This is a genomic window from Photorhabdus sp. S10-54 (assembly GCF_963878145.1).
In the GTDB taxonomy this organism is placed as follows: Bacteria; Pseudomonadota; Gammaproteobacteria; order Enterobacterales; family Enterobacteriaceae; genus Photorhabdus; species Photorhabdus kayaii.
Window position 1 is genome coordinate 39,571 of sequence record NZ_CAWNXG010000034.1, and the last position, 14,284, is coordinate 53,854.

General features: G+C 42.5%; 12 protein-coding genes and 1 pseudogene. 10 read left to right on the plus strand and 3 right to left on the minus strand.

Translation table 11 applies throughout. The annotated features are described in order from the left end of the window. Positions 1 to 133 precede the first annotated feature (133 nt). From tatA to hemB, 4 genes and pseudogenes are all read left to right on the plus strand, one after another. Complete coding sequence (tatA, locus tag AACQ83_RS17070) at positions 134 to 394, plus strand: Sec-independent protein translocase subunit TatA (RefSeq protein ID WP_011148500.1); 261 nt, start codon at positions 134 to 136, stop codon at positions 392 to 394. Positions 395 to 397: 3 nt separating this feature from the next. Then, positions 398 to 689: pseudogene (gene tatB / locus AACQ83_RS17075) on the plus strand (Sec-independent protein translocase protein TatB); the annotation flags it as partial. A 134-nt stretch (positions 690 to 823) separates the two neighbouring features. Further along, positions 824 to 1,606: a Sec-independent protein translocase subunit TatC gene (gene tatC / locus AACQ83_RS17080; RefSeq protein WP_011148498.1), complete on the plus strand. Its 783-nt coding sequence runs from the start codon at positions 824 to 826 to the stop codon at positions 1,604 to 1,606. A gap of 109 nt (positions 1,607 to 1,715) precedes the next feature. Next, positions 1,716 to 2,729 (plus strand): porphobilinogen synthase, encoded by a 1,014-nt coding sequence (gene hemB / locus AACQ83_RS17085; RefSeq protein ID WP_112878798.1) that lies wholly within the window; start codon positions 1,716 to 1,718, stop codon positions 2,727 to 2,729. Positions 2,730 to 2,778: 49 nt separating this feature from the next. On the opposite strand, the gene rfaH is transcribed toward hemB, so the two are convergent. Further along, complete coding sequence (gene rfaH, locus AACQ83_RS17090; protein ID WP_112878799.1) at positions 2,779 to 3,267, minus strand: transcription/translation regulatory transformer protein RfaH; 489 nt, start codon at positions 3,265 to 3,267, stop codon at positions 2,779 to 2,781. 736 nt (positions 3,268 to 4,003) lie between these two features. Here rfaH and ubiD point away from each other — a divergent pair. Together ubiD and fre are read left to right on the plus strand one after the other, a co-directional pair. After that, positions 4,004 to 5,476 (plus strand): 4-hydroxy-3-polyprenylbenzoate decarboxylase, encoded by a 1,473-nt coding sequence (gene ubiD / locus AACQ83_RS17095; RefSeq protein ID WP_112878800.1) that lies wholly within the window; start codon positions 4,004 to 4,006, stop codon positions 5,474 to 5,476. 10 nt (positions 5,477 to 5,486) lie between these two features. After that, positions 5,487 to 6,188, plus strand: a complete 702-nt coding sequence (gene fre, locus AACQ83_RS17100; protein WP_112878801.1) for an NAD(P)H-flavin reductase — start codon at positions 5,487 to 5,489, stop codon at positions 6,186 to 6,188. An 83-nt stretch (positions 6,189 to 6,271) separates the two neighbouring features. Here the strand turns inward: fre and fadA are convergent, their stop codons facing one another. Together fadA and fadB are read right to left on the minus strand one after the other, a co-directional pair. Further along, positions 6,272 to 7,438 (minus strand): acetyl-CoA C-acyltransferase FadA, encoded by a 1,167-nt coding sequence (gene fadA / locus AACQ83_RS17105; RefSeq protein WP_112878802.1) that lies wholly within the window; start codon positions 7,436 to 7,438, stop codon positions 6,272 to 6,274. An 11-nt stretch (positions 7,439 to 7,449) separates the two neighbouring features. After that, the gene (gene fadB / locus AACQ83_RS17110; RefSeq protein ID WP_112878803.1) at positions 7,450 to 9,636 is read right to left on the minus strand and encodes a fatty acid oxidation complex subunit alpha FadB; all 2,187 of its coding nucleotides are present in this window, start codon (positions 9,634 to 9,636) and stop codon (positions 7,450 to 7,452) included. Between the two features lie 273 nt (positions 9,637 to 9,909). On the opposite strand from fadB, the gene pepQ reads away from it, so the two are divergent. The 4 genes from pepQ to hemG are packed head-to-tail and all read left to right on the plus strand — an operon-like array spanning position 9,910 to position 13,904. Beyond that, positions 9,910 to 11,244: a Xaa-Pro dipeptidase gene (gene pepQ / locus AACQ83_RS17115; RefSeq protein WP_112878804.1), complete on the plus strand. Its 1,335-nt coding sequence runs from the start codon at positions 9,910 to 9,912 to the stop codon at positions 11,242 to 11,244. Next, positions 11,244 to 11,855 carry an IMPACT family protein gene (locus tag AACQ83_RS17120; RefSeq protein ID WP_112878805.1) on the plus strand — a complete coding sequence of 204 codons (612 nt, stop codon included), beginning with the start codon at positions 11,244 to 11,246 and terminating at the stop codon, positions 11,853 to 11,855. Before pepQ ends, AACQ83_RS17120 begins: the two co-directional genes overlap by 1 nt. A 37-nt stretch (positions 11,856 to 11,892) precedes the next feature. Further along, positions 11,893 to 13,344 carry a Trk system potassium transporter TrkH gene (gene trkH / locus AACQ83_RS17125; protein WP_112878806.1) on the plus strand — a complete coding sequence of 484 codons (1,452 nt, stop codon included), beginning with the start codon at positions 11,893 to 11,895 and terminating at the stop codon, positions 13,342 to 13,344. A 23-nt stretch (positions 13,345 to 13,367) separates the two neighbouring features. Further along, positions 13,368 to 13,904, plus strand: coding sequence for a menaquinone-dependent protoporphyrinogen IX dehydrogenase (gene hemG, locus AACQ83_RS17130; protein WP_112878807.1), 537 nt, complete (start codon positions 13,368 to 13,370; stop codon positions 13,902 to 13,904). Positions 13,905 to 14,284: the final 380 nt, after the last annotated feature.

Below are 14,284 nucleotides of genomic sequence, written 5' to 3' on the forward strand. Positions count from 1 at the left end.
GAGTGAATCCCCGGGAGCATAGGTAACGATGTGACCGGGGTGAGCGAGCGCAGCCAACAAAGAGGCAACTTGAAAGATAACGGGTATATAATGAGCTATTAAAATAATTCCTGTTAAATAGAGGTGAATCAGAATGGGTGGTATAAGCATTTGGCAGTTACTCATTATTGCGGTCATTGTGGTGCTGTTGTTCGGCACGAATAAACTCCGTACTTTAGGTTCTGATCTTGGGGCATCTATTAAAGGTTTTAAAAAGGCGATAGGGGATGATAATCAGCCTCAACAGGCTCAAAAAACCAGTAGTGATGCCGATTTTGAGACTAAAAACATTACTGAAAAACAATCTGTAGCTCAATCTGAAACATCTGAGAGCAAAAACAAAGAGCAGGTATAAACCGTGTTTGACATTGGTTTTGGTGAGTTGCTGCTGGTTATGGTCATTGGCTTGGTGGTTTTGGGGCCAGAACGGCTACCGGTGGCAGTAAAAACGGTTGCTGGTTGGATCAGGGCACTGCGCTCTTTAGCTGCTAACGTCCAAAATGAGTTGGCCCAAGAGCTGAAATTGCAGGAGCTCCAAGAAAGCCTGAAAAAAGTTCAAGAAGAAGCGGGGTTGCAGAATTTATCCCCGGAACTAAAAGCTTCGATGGATGAGCTAAAAGAAGCTGCTGAGTCTTTGAAAAAAGCATACCAAAATGAACCTGATGCGGGCAGTATGAACGCATCAGAAATAAATGAGGTGGCACAAAAGCCGGCAGCGTCTCAGGTTGTGGCTTCTGCAACAAAGAAAAAAACTTCTAATTAAGTTAATGGTGAACACTAAAACATGGCTGTTGATGATACCCAACCACTTATCAGTCACCTTATTGAACTGCGTAAGCGAATTCTAAACAGTTTACTTACTGTATTAGTGGTTTTTTTAGCATTGGTTTATTTTTCTAACGACATCTATCAAATGATTTCTGCGCCTTTGATTAAGCAGTTGCCTCAAGGTGCCAGTATGATAGCAACAGATGTCGCTTCTCCCTTTTTTACGCCAATAAAACTAACCATTATGGTGTCAATATTCGTATCTGCACCTATGGTTCTCTATCAAGTATGGGCATTTATTGCTCCTGCGTTATATAAACATGAACGCCGCTTGATGATCCCTTTGCTTGTTTCCAGCAGCCTGTTGTTTTATTTGGGGATGGCATTTGCTTATTTTGTTGTATTTCCGATAGCTTTTGGATTCTTTGCTAAAACGGCGCCTGAAGGAGTGCTGATTGCAACGGATATCAGTAACTACTTGAGCTTTGTCATGGCACTGTTTATGGCCTTTGGTGTCTCTTTTGAAGTACCCGTTGCCATTATTTTATTATGTTGGAGTGGGGTAGTTACACCGGAATCCTTAAAGAAAAAGCGTCCCTATATTTTGGTCGGGGCCTTTGTTGTTGGCATGTTGTTAACGCCGCCGGATGTTTTCTCGCAAACCTTGCTGGCTATTCCTATGTATCTGCTGTTTGAGCTGGGGATTTTGCTCTCTCGTTTTTATACCGGACAGCGGAAATTGGGGGATCGTTCAGAGGAAGATGAGCAGGAAGCGCCAGAAGTGAATACGGAAAAGTGATAATAGTAATCTTAACATGTTGTTCTGTAGTGCTAAGATAATTAGTACGAAGCGATAGCATATTAATTAACCCAGCGCGAGTGTGCTGGGTTTGAGTTAGGAGAGCTATATGAGCTATGCATTTCCAGGAACTTTCCCTGGTCGACGTATGCGCCGGTTGCGCTGTCATGATTTTTCCCGCCGTCTGGTTGCTGAAAACCAATTAACTGTTAATGATTTAATCTATCCTGTATTTGTGATGGAGGGCACTAATCGTCGTCAAGAGGTGCCCTCTATGCCAGGGGTGTATCGTCTGACGATGGATCTTTTGCTGAAAGAAGCTGAAGAGATTGCTCGATTGGGGATTCCTGTATTGTCTCTGTTCCCCGTTATTGAAGCAGATAAAAAATCTCTGGGTGCGGAAGAAGCTTATAACCCTGATGGGTTGATTCAACGTACGGTTCGTGCGTTGAAAAATGCTGTTCCTGAACTAGGGTTGCTAACTGATGTAGCATTAGATCCATTCACTACACATGGTCAGGATGGGATCATCGACCAAGATGGTTATGTAATGAATGATGTCACCAAAGAGATCTTGGTCAAACAGGCATTGTCACATGCAGAAGCTGGTGCTGAGATTGTGGCGCCGAGCGACATGATGGATGGGCGTATTGGTGCAATCCGTGAACTGTTTGAAACGGAAGGACATGTAAATACTCAAATTATGGCTTACTCCGCTAAGTATGCTTCTAGTTATTATGGCCCATTCCGTGATGCAATCGGTTCAAATCGTAATTTGAAAGGGGGCAATAAAAAAACCTATCAGATGGACCCTGCGAATAGTGATGAAGCATTGCAGGAGATTGCACAGGATTTGCAGGAAGGCGCTGACACTGTAATGGTAAAACCAGGTATGCCCTACCTGGATGTTATTCGCAGGGTAAAAGAGACATTTGGTGTACCAACCTTTGCTTATCAAGTATCTGGCGAATATGCCATGCACATGGCTGCTATCCAGAATGGTTGGTTACAAGAACAGGTAATTGTGGAGTCTCTGTTATGCTTCAAGCGCGCTGGAGCAGATGGTGTACTGACCTATTTTGCGAAACAGATTGCTCAACAATTATATGAACAGAAACGTTAATACTTGATTAAAAACGGGCGAATGCAAATTCTGCCCGTTTTTTATTTGGTTAAATTTTCACAAACTGCTTATTGTTAAGTGCCTTAGGTAATTGTTTATTCAGAATATTAAGTAACAGAATAGAACGGGTTTCTCCATCTGGCTCATTGTAGATAGCTTGCAATCCTTCAAAAATACCTTCGGTGATTAATACGGTATCGCCAGCCACAGGTGTATCTGGTGATACATATTCTTGCTCAGTTGCTGATACGATCTCTTTAATCAGTGTTTCCGGTACGATAGCAGGGTGCACGCCAAAACGGACAAAGTGGCTAACACCGCGTGTTGAATTGATAGTTGTAGTATGAATAATTTCAGGGTCAAACTGAACAAACAGATAATTAGGAAAAAGTGGTTCTATATTCACAGTACGTTTACCACGGGTTATTTTTTCAATTCTCGCGGTAGGAGTCAGGCAAGCAACATCCTGTCGTTCCAGATTTTCTATTGCTCGTGAAATTTGCCCACGTTTACAGTAAATGAGGTACCAGTTTTCCATCTTTATTTAACCTTAATCCAATGACTATTAAGCATAGCAAAATAGAAAAGGGCATTACAGGCATTATCTTAGTGATAATTGTTTAATAATGCATATTTATTGTTATGAGTGGGTCCTATGTTTTTCAGTAAAAAAGCGATGAGTAATATTTTGGTAAGTAACAGATAAAGTAATTAATATAAAGTTGGTTGTTATTTGTTCAGAAAATATTAATAAAAGAAAAATATCAGTATTTCTGTTGAGTAATTGCAAAATTTGATAGTCATTGAGTAGTCATATGGGAAATCCGTGGTGATCGATTGGCTGCATCTTGTGCAGTGAACCCAGAGGAGATAGTGATAGTATTATTTCTGTGGTAAGAGTAAAGGTATCGAGATGTTCCAATGCAATATACCCGTCATCTTTCAAGTTGCCTCTTTGTTGGCTGCACTCGCCCACCCCGGTCACATAGTTCTCTATGCTCCCGGGGATTCACTCCCTTGCCGTCGCGATGCATCTTGAAATCCATAGGGTATATGTTCCAACTAAACATCTTACTAGGCAATTTAATGCTCAAATATTAACTTATTAGCCTCCATTTCGTTGTATTTGACTTTAAGGTCGCAAGGTTGAATTAACCTCATTGCTTTTTAGTAACTTATTGGTTTACTTTGTAGTCTTCTGAAAAAAACACAAAAAAGCTGAGTGGGATGGCTTATAATGTTTTCCCCCTTAAAAACCGGCATAAATGAATAGTATGAAATACCGTGACTTAAGAGATTTTCTAACCTTATTGGAGCATAAAGGTGAGTTGAAACGCATCAGTTTTGAAGTTGATCCTTATTTGGAGATGACTGAGATTGCAGATCGTACCCTTCGCGCTGGTGGGCCTGCCTTGTTGTTTGAAAATCCCAAAGGTTATTCGATGCCTGTATTGTGTAATTTGTTCGGTACTGCTGAGCGTGTTGCTATGGGAATGGGGCAGAAAGATGTTAAAGCTTTGCATGATGTGGGTAAGCTGCTAGCTTTTTTGAAAGAACCCGATCCTCCGAAAGGTTTTCGTGATTTACTGGATAAGCTACCGAAATTTAAGCAAGTCCTTAATATGCCAACTAAACGGCTTAATACTGCGCCTTGTCAGGAACATGTTTCGGTTGGTGACGATGTAGATTTAACCCGTATTCCGATTATGCACTGTTGGCCAGAGGATGCTGCGCCGTTGATTACTTGGGGGCTGACAGTCACTCGTGGCCCGAATAAAGAGCGGCAAAATCTTGGTATCTATCGTCAGCAAGTCTTGGGTAAAAATAAACTCATTATGCGCTGGTTATCTCATCGTGGTGGTGCGCTTGATTTTCAGGAATGGTGTCAGGCACATCCAGGAGAACGTTTCCCGGTGGCTGTTGCTTTGGGGGCTGATCCAGCGACAATATTGGGGGCTGTGACGCCAGTTCCTGATACATTATCGGAATATGCATTTGCCGGGTTATTAAGAGGATATAAAACAGAAGTTGTGAAATGTCTTTCAAATAACTTGGAGGTACCAGCAAGTGCTGAGATCGTATTGGAGGGGTATATTGAGCCTGGCGAGTTAGCCCCAGAAGGGCCATATGGTGACCATACGGGCTATTATAATGAAATCGATATGTTCCCGGTGTTCACTGTGACACATATTACTCAGCGCCATGATGCTATTTATCACTCGACTTATACTGGCCGCCCGCCGGATGAACCTGCTGTGTTGGGGGTTGCATTGAATGAGGTGCTGGTACCGATTTTACAAAAACAGTTTCCTGAAATTGTCGATTTTTATCTGCCTCCTGAAGGTTGTTCCTATCGTCTTGCCGTCGTGACTATGAAGAAACAATATCCGGGTCATGCCAAGCGAGTCATGATGGGGGTTTGGTCATATCTACGGCAATTTATGTATACAAAGTTTGTTATCGTTTGTGATGATGATATCAATGCCAGAGACTGGAACGATGTCATTTGGGCAATCACTACGAGGATGGATCCGGCAAGAGATACAGTATTAATGGAGAATACTCCGATAGATTATCTCGATTTTGCATCACCCGTTTCAGGATTGGGTTCGAAAATGGGAATGGATGCAACGAACAAATGGCCGGGAGAGACGCAGAGGGAATGGGGACGTCCTATTGTGATGAGTGAAGAAGTGCGTACCCGCGTCGACAAAATCTGGGATGAATTAGATATTTTAGGACCATAAGAGGGAACGCATGACAACACTGAGCTGCAAAGTAACCTCTGTAGAGGCTATTACTGATACGGTTTATCGGGTACGGTTACTTCCTGATTCTCCGTTCTCATTCCGTGCCGGTCAATATCTGATGGTGGTAATGGGTGAGAGAGATAAGCGTCCGTTTTCAATGGCATCAACACCTTCAGAAAAGGAGTTTATTGAATTACATATTGGTGCTTCTGAATTGAATTTGTATGCAATGGCGGTGATGGATAGAATTCTGGATCAGAAAGTGATCGATATTGATATCCCTCATGGTAAAGCTTGGTTTCGTCAAAGCAGCACTAATCCGCTGTTATTAATTGCAGGCGGTACGGGGTTTTCTTATACCCGTTCTATATTACTGACAGCGTTGGAAGAACAACCTGAACGCCAGATCTCTATGTATTGGGGAGGCAGAGAATCACAACATTTATATGATCTTACTGAATTACAGCTATTTACAGAGCGCTACCCTAATTTGAAGGTTGTTCCGGTTGTTGAACAGTCAGAGAATGGTTGGTGTGGACGTACAGGAACAGTGCTTAAAGCGGTACTAGAGGATTTTGGTAGTTTGGCCAATTATGATATCTACATTGCAGGGCGATTTGAAATGGCAAAAATTGCTCGCGAGCGCTTTTGTGGTGAGCGTGATGCTTCTACTGACAACATGTATGGTGATGCTTTCGAATTCATTTAAAATAATAATAAAAAAACCCGCCCCTGACAGGCGGGAATTACGGCAACAACGACTCAGTTATAATAATTCTTACAGATAAGTTCTTAATCCATTCTTTCTATAATGGTGGCGATACCTTGGCCTAAACCGATACACATGGTTGCCAGGCCAAACTGAACATCGCGGCGTTCCATTAAGTTCAACAATGTTGTTGTGATGCGAGCACCTGAGCAGCCTAGTGGGTGACCAAGAGCAATTGCGCCACCATTCAGGTTAACTTTGTCATCCATACTGTCCAACAAATTCAGGCCTTTCAGGCAGGCAAGTGACTGAGCAGCAAATGCTTCGTTTAGTTCAATCACGCCAATATCACCCAGTTCTAAACCTGCTTTTTTGAGCGCCATTTGTGTAGCAGGGACCGGGCCATATCCCATAATGGAAGGATCGCAACCAACAGCTGCCATAGAACGGATACGGGCGCGAGGTTTCAGTCCCAGATTCTTGGCATAGCTTTCACTGGTTATCAACATTGCAGACGCACCATCGGATAAAGCAGAAGAGCTGCCTGCTGTGACTGAGCCTGTTACTGGATCGAATACAGGGCGCAGGGCGGCTAGATCTTTTAGATTAGCATCCGAACGGATTACCTCATCGTAATCAAACAATTTCAATATGCCATCGGCATCGTGACCATAAATTGCTGATATTTCATTGGAGAATGCGCCTGATTGCGTTGCTTGTGTAGCACGTTGGTGCGAACGAAGCGCAAATTCATCTTGCATTTCACGGCTGATATGGTGAATCTTTGCCAACATTTCAGCGGTTAAGCCCATGACTCCTGCGGCCTTGGCAACACTCAGACTCATTTTAGGATGGAAATCCACGCCATGTGTCATTGGAACGTGACCCATGTGCTCTACACCACCAATCAGTGTGACATTAGCTTCTCCGGTCATGATCATACGAGCGCCATCATGCAGCGCTTGCATTGATGAACCGCACAGCCGGTTAACAGTCACGGCTGGTACAGAGTGAGGGATATCCGCCAGTAAAGCTGCATTACGGGCAATGTTGAAACCTTGCTCTAGAGTTTGCTGTACACAGCCCCAGTAGATGTCATCGATTTCGTGTTGCTGTATTGCCGGATTACGTTTAAATAGCTCTTTCATCAGGTGAGCGGAGAGATCTTCAGCCCGGACCTGACGGAATGCACCACCTTTTGAGCGCCCCATTGGGGTGCGGATGCCATCAATAATGACTACATTTTCCATGTTTCCAGACCTCACGCTGTTTTTCCGGTGCTGACAGCAATCGTTGCTGCTGTAGAGTAGTAACTTTCATTACGTTCAGCTTTGGCTTTCAGACCAGGTGGTACCTGATAAAGAGCACCGAGGTGAGCATAATTTTCAGCCATTTTTACGTAAGCCGCTGTTCCCATTGTTTCCAGATAACGGAAAACACCACCGTGGAATGGAGGGAAACCAAGGCCATAAACCAGAGCCATATCGGCTTCTGCCGGGCTGGCAATGACACCTTCTTCCAGACAACGGACAACTTCGTTGATCATCGGGATCATAGTACGAGCAATGATCTCTTCACCGGAGAAATTACTCTTCTGTTGGCAGATAGTTGCCAGCAGTTGGTCTGTTTGCTCGTCCTGCTCTTTTTTAGGCTTACCTTTCTTATCTTGAGTGTACTTGTAGAAACCAAGGCCGTTTTTCTGCCCGTAACGTTGATTGTCATATAAAACATCAATGGCATCTTTATAATCACGCTGCATACGATCTGGGAACCCTTGGGCCATGACTGATTGAGCATGATGTGCAGTGTCAAGACCAATAACATCAATGAGATAAGCAGGACCCATTGGCCAACCAAATTCTTTCTCCATGATTTTGTCTATTTGGCGGAAATCACCACCATCACGCAATAGCAGACCGAAGCCAAGGAGATAAGGAAGCAGTACCCGGTTTACAAAGAACCCTGGACAGTCGTTAACGACGATCGGAGTTTTACCCATTTTGCTGGCATAGGCGACTACGGTTGAAATTGTCTTTTCAGAAGTTTTTTCACCGCGAATGACTTCAACCAACGGCATGCGGTGTACCGGGTTGAAGAAATGCATACCACAGAAATTTTCCGGGCGTTTTAGGGAATTAGCTAATTCTGAAATTGGAATTGTTGATGTGTTGGAAGCTAGGACACAATCTTCATTAACCAGAGTTTCAGTTTCTGATAGTACAGCCGCTTTGATTTTAGGATTCTCTACTACAGCTTCAACCACGATTTGAGCCTGTTCGATACCGGCATAATTTAAGGTAGGTTGAATAGAAGAGAGGGTTCTCGCCATTTTTATAGCATCTAGACGGCCTCGTTCAAACTGCTTGTTTAGAAGTTTCGCGGCTTCATTCATACCTAATTCAAGGGCTTGCTGGCTGATGTCTTTCATCATGACAGTAATCCCTTTGCGGGCAGATTGATAGGCTATACCACCACCCATAATTCCAGCACCAAGAACTGCGGCATACTCAGGTGTTGTGACTTCTTTCAGATGTTTTTTTGCCAGTCCTTTTACGTACTGGTCATTAAGAAAAATACCCACTAAGGCACGGGCAACATTTGTCTGTGCTAAAGGAATGAAGCTGGCGGTTTCCTGTTTCAATGCTTCATCACGACCAAATGTCGCGGCTTTTTCTATGGATTTAACTGCGGTGATAGGAGCTGGATAATGAGGGCCGGCGACTTTCATCACCATACCTTTTGCCACACTAAAACTCATGCCTCGTTCAATTTCATTGAGTTTCAAAGGCTCTAATTTTGGCTGGCGTGCGGCTTTCCAGTTAAGGTTCCCTGCAATTGCTTGTTCCAGCATTGATACTGCGGAATCAACCAGTTTTTCTTTGGGAACAACAGCATCAATCAAACCGTTTTTCAATGCTTCTTCTGCCCCAATGTCTTTACCTGCGGCAATGATATCCAGTGCATTATCAGTCCCGATCAGGCGTGGAAGGCGAACTGAGCCACCAAAACCAGGCATAATACCAAGTTTGGTTTCTGGCAGTCCAATACGTACATCCGGGGAAGCTACACGGAAATCTGTAGACAGAACACATTCACATCCACCACCAAGAGCATAACCGTTTATTGCTGAAATGGTTGGTACAGGTAAATCTTCTATCCGGTTAAAAATGCTATTTGAAAAGTTAAGCCATTCTTGCAGCTTTTCTACAGGTGAATCGAATAAAGAGAGGAATTCAGTAATATCTGCGCCAACAATAAATGCGGCTTTTTCAGAGCGTAATAAAACGCCTTTCAGTCCCGTTTGTTGCTCTAGGCTGGCAACAGCCTTATCGAGAGAGGCAACGGTTTTAGTATCTAGTTTATTAATTGCGGCTGGGGCATTGAAAACCAGTTCAGCAATGTCATCTTTCAGCCAGCTTACTTGAATTGTTTCACTTTGATAGAGCATGTCGTTCTCCTAAATGAGCGCATACCATCTGGTATGACCAGATGGGTTTGATTGTGGTTATTATGTTAAGTAAATGCAAATGAGTGATTAGTTTTTTGCAAGGGTGATCACAAGTGAGATTTGTATCTCATTGGCAATAATTGTTTTTATATCTTGATAAATAAGGTGTTAGTGGGGGTCGATAAATTGAGAGGATTTTTGGGTGATACCTGCAAATATCAACGGCTGTGATAAGCTAATGGTTTAGCCATAAAATAAAAAAGGTCAATTGAAATGGAAAAGTTGGCATCTCTGTACCACGAACATATCTCTACATTACAGCAACGTACCTGTGAAGCATTGGCCCGTAATCAATTTGGTGCTTTGCTTATTCACTCTGGTGAGTTACAGCGTATTTTTCTTGATGACAGAGACTACCCTTTCAAAGTTAACGCTCACTTCAAAGCTTGGGTACCAGTAACTAAAGTGCCTAATTGCTGGTTGTGGGTAGATGGTATTAATAAACCTAAATTATGGTTTTACTCGCCGGTAGATTATTGGCACAGCGTAGAACCGATGCCGACTAGCTACTGGACTAAAGAAGTTGAAATGATTCATCTGGCAAATGCTGGAGATATCAATTCAGCGTTAAGCACTTATGTGAAACAGAATGTTGCTTACATCGGTTGTTCACCGCAAAGAGCAGAAGAGATTGGTTTCTCTGAACGCAATATTAATCCAAAGTCTGTTCTTGATTATTTGCATTTCCATCGTTCATACAAAACAGATTATGAACTAGTCTGTATGCGTGAAGCGCAAAAAACGGCTATTGTCGGGCACTTGGCAGCTTATGAAGCATTTCAGGCTGGGATGAGTGAATTTGATATTAATATCTCTTATCTTATGGCAACAGGTCATCGTGATACAGATGTGCCTTATAACAATATTATTGCTATGAATGAGAATGCGGCTGTTTTGCATTACACTGCATTGCAGCACAATGCACCTTCGGATATTCGTAGTTTCCTGATTGATGCCGGTGCTGAATATAATGGCTATGCAGCAGATATCACCCGCACTTATTCAGCAAAAAGTAATAATGAATTTGCTTCTCTAATTAAAGATATGGATGCTGAACAAAAAGCGTTAATTAGTACAATTAAAGCAGGAACTCGCTATACCGAATATCATATTCAGATGCATCATCGGATTGCTAAGTTGTTGAAAAAATATGGTATCGTGAAAGATGTCAGTGAAGAAGTCATGGTTGAAAAAGGGCTGACAACGCCATTCTTTCCACATGGCATTGGTCACCCTCTTGGATTACAGGTCCATGATGTGGCAGGGTTTATGCAGGATGATACAGGTACACATTTAGCCGCTCCGGATATGTATCCTTATCTGCGTTGTACCCGTATTCTAGAACCTCGCATGGTGCTGACTATCGAGCCAGGCCTTTATTTCATCGAATCGCTGCTTGCATCTTGGCGTGAAAGTGAGTTCAGCAAACATTTTGACTGGAATAAAATTGGGACGCTTAAACCTTTCGGTGGTATTCGTATTGAAGACAATATTGTGATCCATGAAAATAAAGTGGAAAACATGACTCGGGATCTTCAATTGCCATAATGAAGCCTTATTTGATACCCGCAGCTTCAGTGAGTTTTACTGAAGAGATTAAAAAAAGTCGCTTTATTACCTTGCTGGAGCATACTGACGGGGTGGATGAGGCTAAAGCGTTTATCCAGAAAATCAAAGCTCAGTACCCTGATGCCCGCCATCACTGCTGGGCATTTGTTGCTGGTGCACCGGATGATTCACAACAGTTGGGTTTTTCAGATGATGGGGAACCTTCAGGAACCGCAGGTAGGCCGATACTGTCCCAACTTATGGGAAATAATATCGGTGAAATAACCGCGGTTGTTGTTCGCTATTTTGGTGGAATAAAATTAGGTACCGGTGGGTTGGTAAGGGCATATGGAAGTGGTGCCCAACAGGCGCTGAAATTGCTGGAGACAAAAAATAAGGTTCCACAGAAACTCTGTTCCTTGCAGTGTGAATATGCCCATATCTCTATGATTGAACAGTTATTACAGAAATCATCAGGGCAAATTATTTCCAGTGAGTATGCAGAGAATGTTACTTTGCGAATTTCACTTCCAGCTACCTTAGTGGGGGAAGTCGGTGATAAATTACGTGATCTAAGTCGCGGTGTACTGTATTTAACACCTGATCTGTAAATATTCTCTGTAACTGGATTTCTAAGGAACCAGCTAAATGCATTTTCGTGCCATAACCCGTATTGTTGGGCTGCTTGTCATTCTTTTCTCTGTCACCATGATAATTCCAGGGTTGGTAGCACTTATCTATCGTGATGGCGCTGGGCGTGCATTTAGTCAGACATTTATTTTTGCCTTAATTATCGGTTTGATGCTTTGGATACCAAATCGGGAGCAAAAACATGAATTAAAGCCCCGGGAAGGGTTTCTTATCGTTGCTTTGTTTTGGACAGTACTTGGTAGTGTTGGGGCTTTACCTTTCATTTTTTCTGAACAGCCAAATCTTTCTATTACAGATGCATTTTTTGAATCTTTTTCCGGTTTAACAACAACGGGTGCTACGACACTGATTGGGCTTGATTCCTTGCCTAAAGCGATTCTTTTCTACCGGCAGATGCTGCAATGGTTAGGTGGTATGGGTATTATAGTGCTGGCTGTTGCAATACTGCCTCTACTTGGGGTTGGGGGAATGCAGCTCTATCGGGCTGAAATGCCTGGCCCCTTGAAAGATAATAAAATGCGCCCGAGAATTGCTGAAACGGCAAAAACTTTATGGTTGATTTATGTGTTACTGACAATCGCCTGCTCTTTAGCGTTATGGGCTGCGGGTATGTCAGTTTTTGATGCCATTTCTCACAGTTTTTCAACTATCGCAATTGGTGGATTTTCTACACATGACGCGAGTATTGGTTATTTCAATAGCCCCGCGATAAATACCATTATTGCGATTTTTCTACTGATTTCTGGTTGTAACTTTGGTTTGCACTTCGCGGTATTAACGGGACGTAGCCTGACAGTATATTGGCGGGACCCTGAATTCCGTATGTTTATCTCCATTCAATTAGTGCTTGTTATTATTTGCACTCTGATCTTATGGCATCACGCTATTTATAAGTCGGGGATAGAGACACTAAACCAAGCTTTTTTCCAGGTTGTTTCAATGGCGACAACAGCAGGGTTCAGCACAGATAGTTTTGCTCGTTGGCCATCATTTTTGCCAATACTGCTGTTGTGTTCCGCTTTTATTGGGGGTTGTGCAGGTTCGACGGGAGGAGGACTGAAGGTGATTCGTATCTTACTGCTATTCCTGCAAGGTTCCCGTGAATTGAAGAGATTGGTTCATCCAAATGCGGTTTATACCCTCAAGCTAGGGCGAAGAGCATTACCTGAAAGAATTATTGAAGCTGTTTGGGGATTTTTCTCTGCTTATGCTTTGGTATTTATCATTAGTTTATTATTACTTATCGCAACTGGTGTAGATGAACTTTCTGCGTTTTCTGCAATAGCCGCTACACTAAATAATCTAGGGCCAGGGTTGGGTGTTGTTGCGGATAACTTCACTGCAATGAATCCGGCAGCCAAATGGATATTAGTTATAACGATGTTGTTTGGTCGCTTGGAAGTATTCACTTTATTAGTTTTATTTACACCAACCTTCTGGCGTGAATAGTCTATTGGGAGAGGGATATGGCTATGAATTGTTTATTACTTTATTCCAGTCGGGATGGACAGACTAAGAAAATCATTACCCGCATTGCTGAAAATCTACGCAGATCAGGGAAGGTATGCGAGCTCAGAGATTTAGCAACAGTAAAAACGATCAATTTGGAATCTTATGACAAGATTATGATTGGAGCTTCGATCAGGTATGGTCATTTCAATTCGGCACTGAAAAAGTTTGCAATCTGTCATCAACAACAACTTAATAAAATGCCAACCGCATTTTTTGGCGTAAATTTGACAGCAAGGAAGCCAGAGAAACGTACACCAGAAACGAATGTGTATGTTCGTAAGTTTCTATTTAATACCCCGTGGAAGCCAGATTTGTGTGGTGTTTTTGCTGGTGCATTACTTTATCCTCGTTATCATTGGTTGGATCGGATAATGGTTAAAATAATTATGAAAATGACCGGTGGGGAAACTGATACAACTAAAGAAGTTGAATATACCGACTGGCAGCAAGTTGATCATTTTACCAATGATTTCCTTAAAATAGTGAGTGAAAAATGACTGATTTGTTCTTTTTATCAGTGTTTTGTTGAAAAAATCCGCGAATAAAAGTTTTTTTCAAATAAACGCTTGCCAGCGCCAAAGAACGCCCTATAATGCGCCACCACTGACCGACACAACGCTGATAAACATTGTGAGGTCGGGCAGAGAAAGCGGCAATAAGCGCTTGACTCTGCGGGCGAAAAGCGTAGTATACGCAGCCCGGCTGAACGAGAATGTCACTTTTTATTTCAGCCTGCTCTTTAACAATTAATCAGACAATCTGTGTGGGCACTCACAAGACCGTATCACAAAAAAATACGTTTTAAAGTCTTGAAGAGTGAACAACAGTTAATTCATTACGAAATAATTTAGTAACGTTATTTTGGCAGGATAACGCG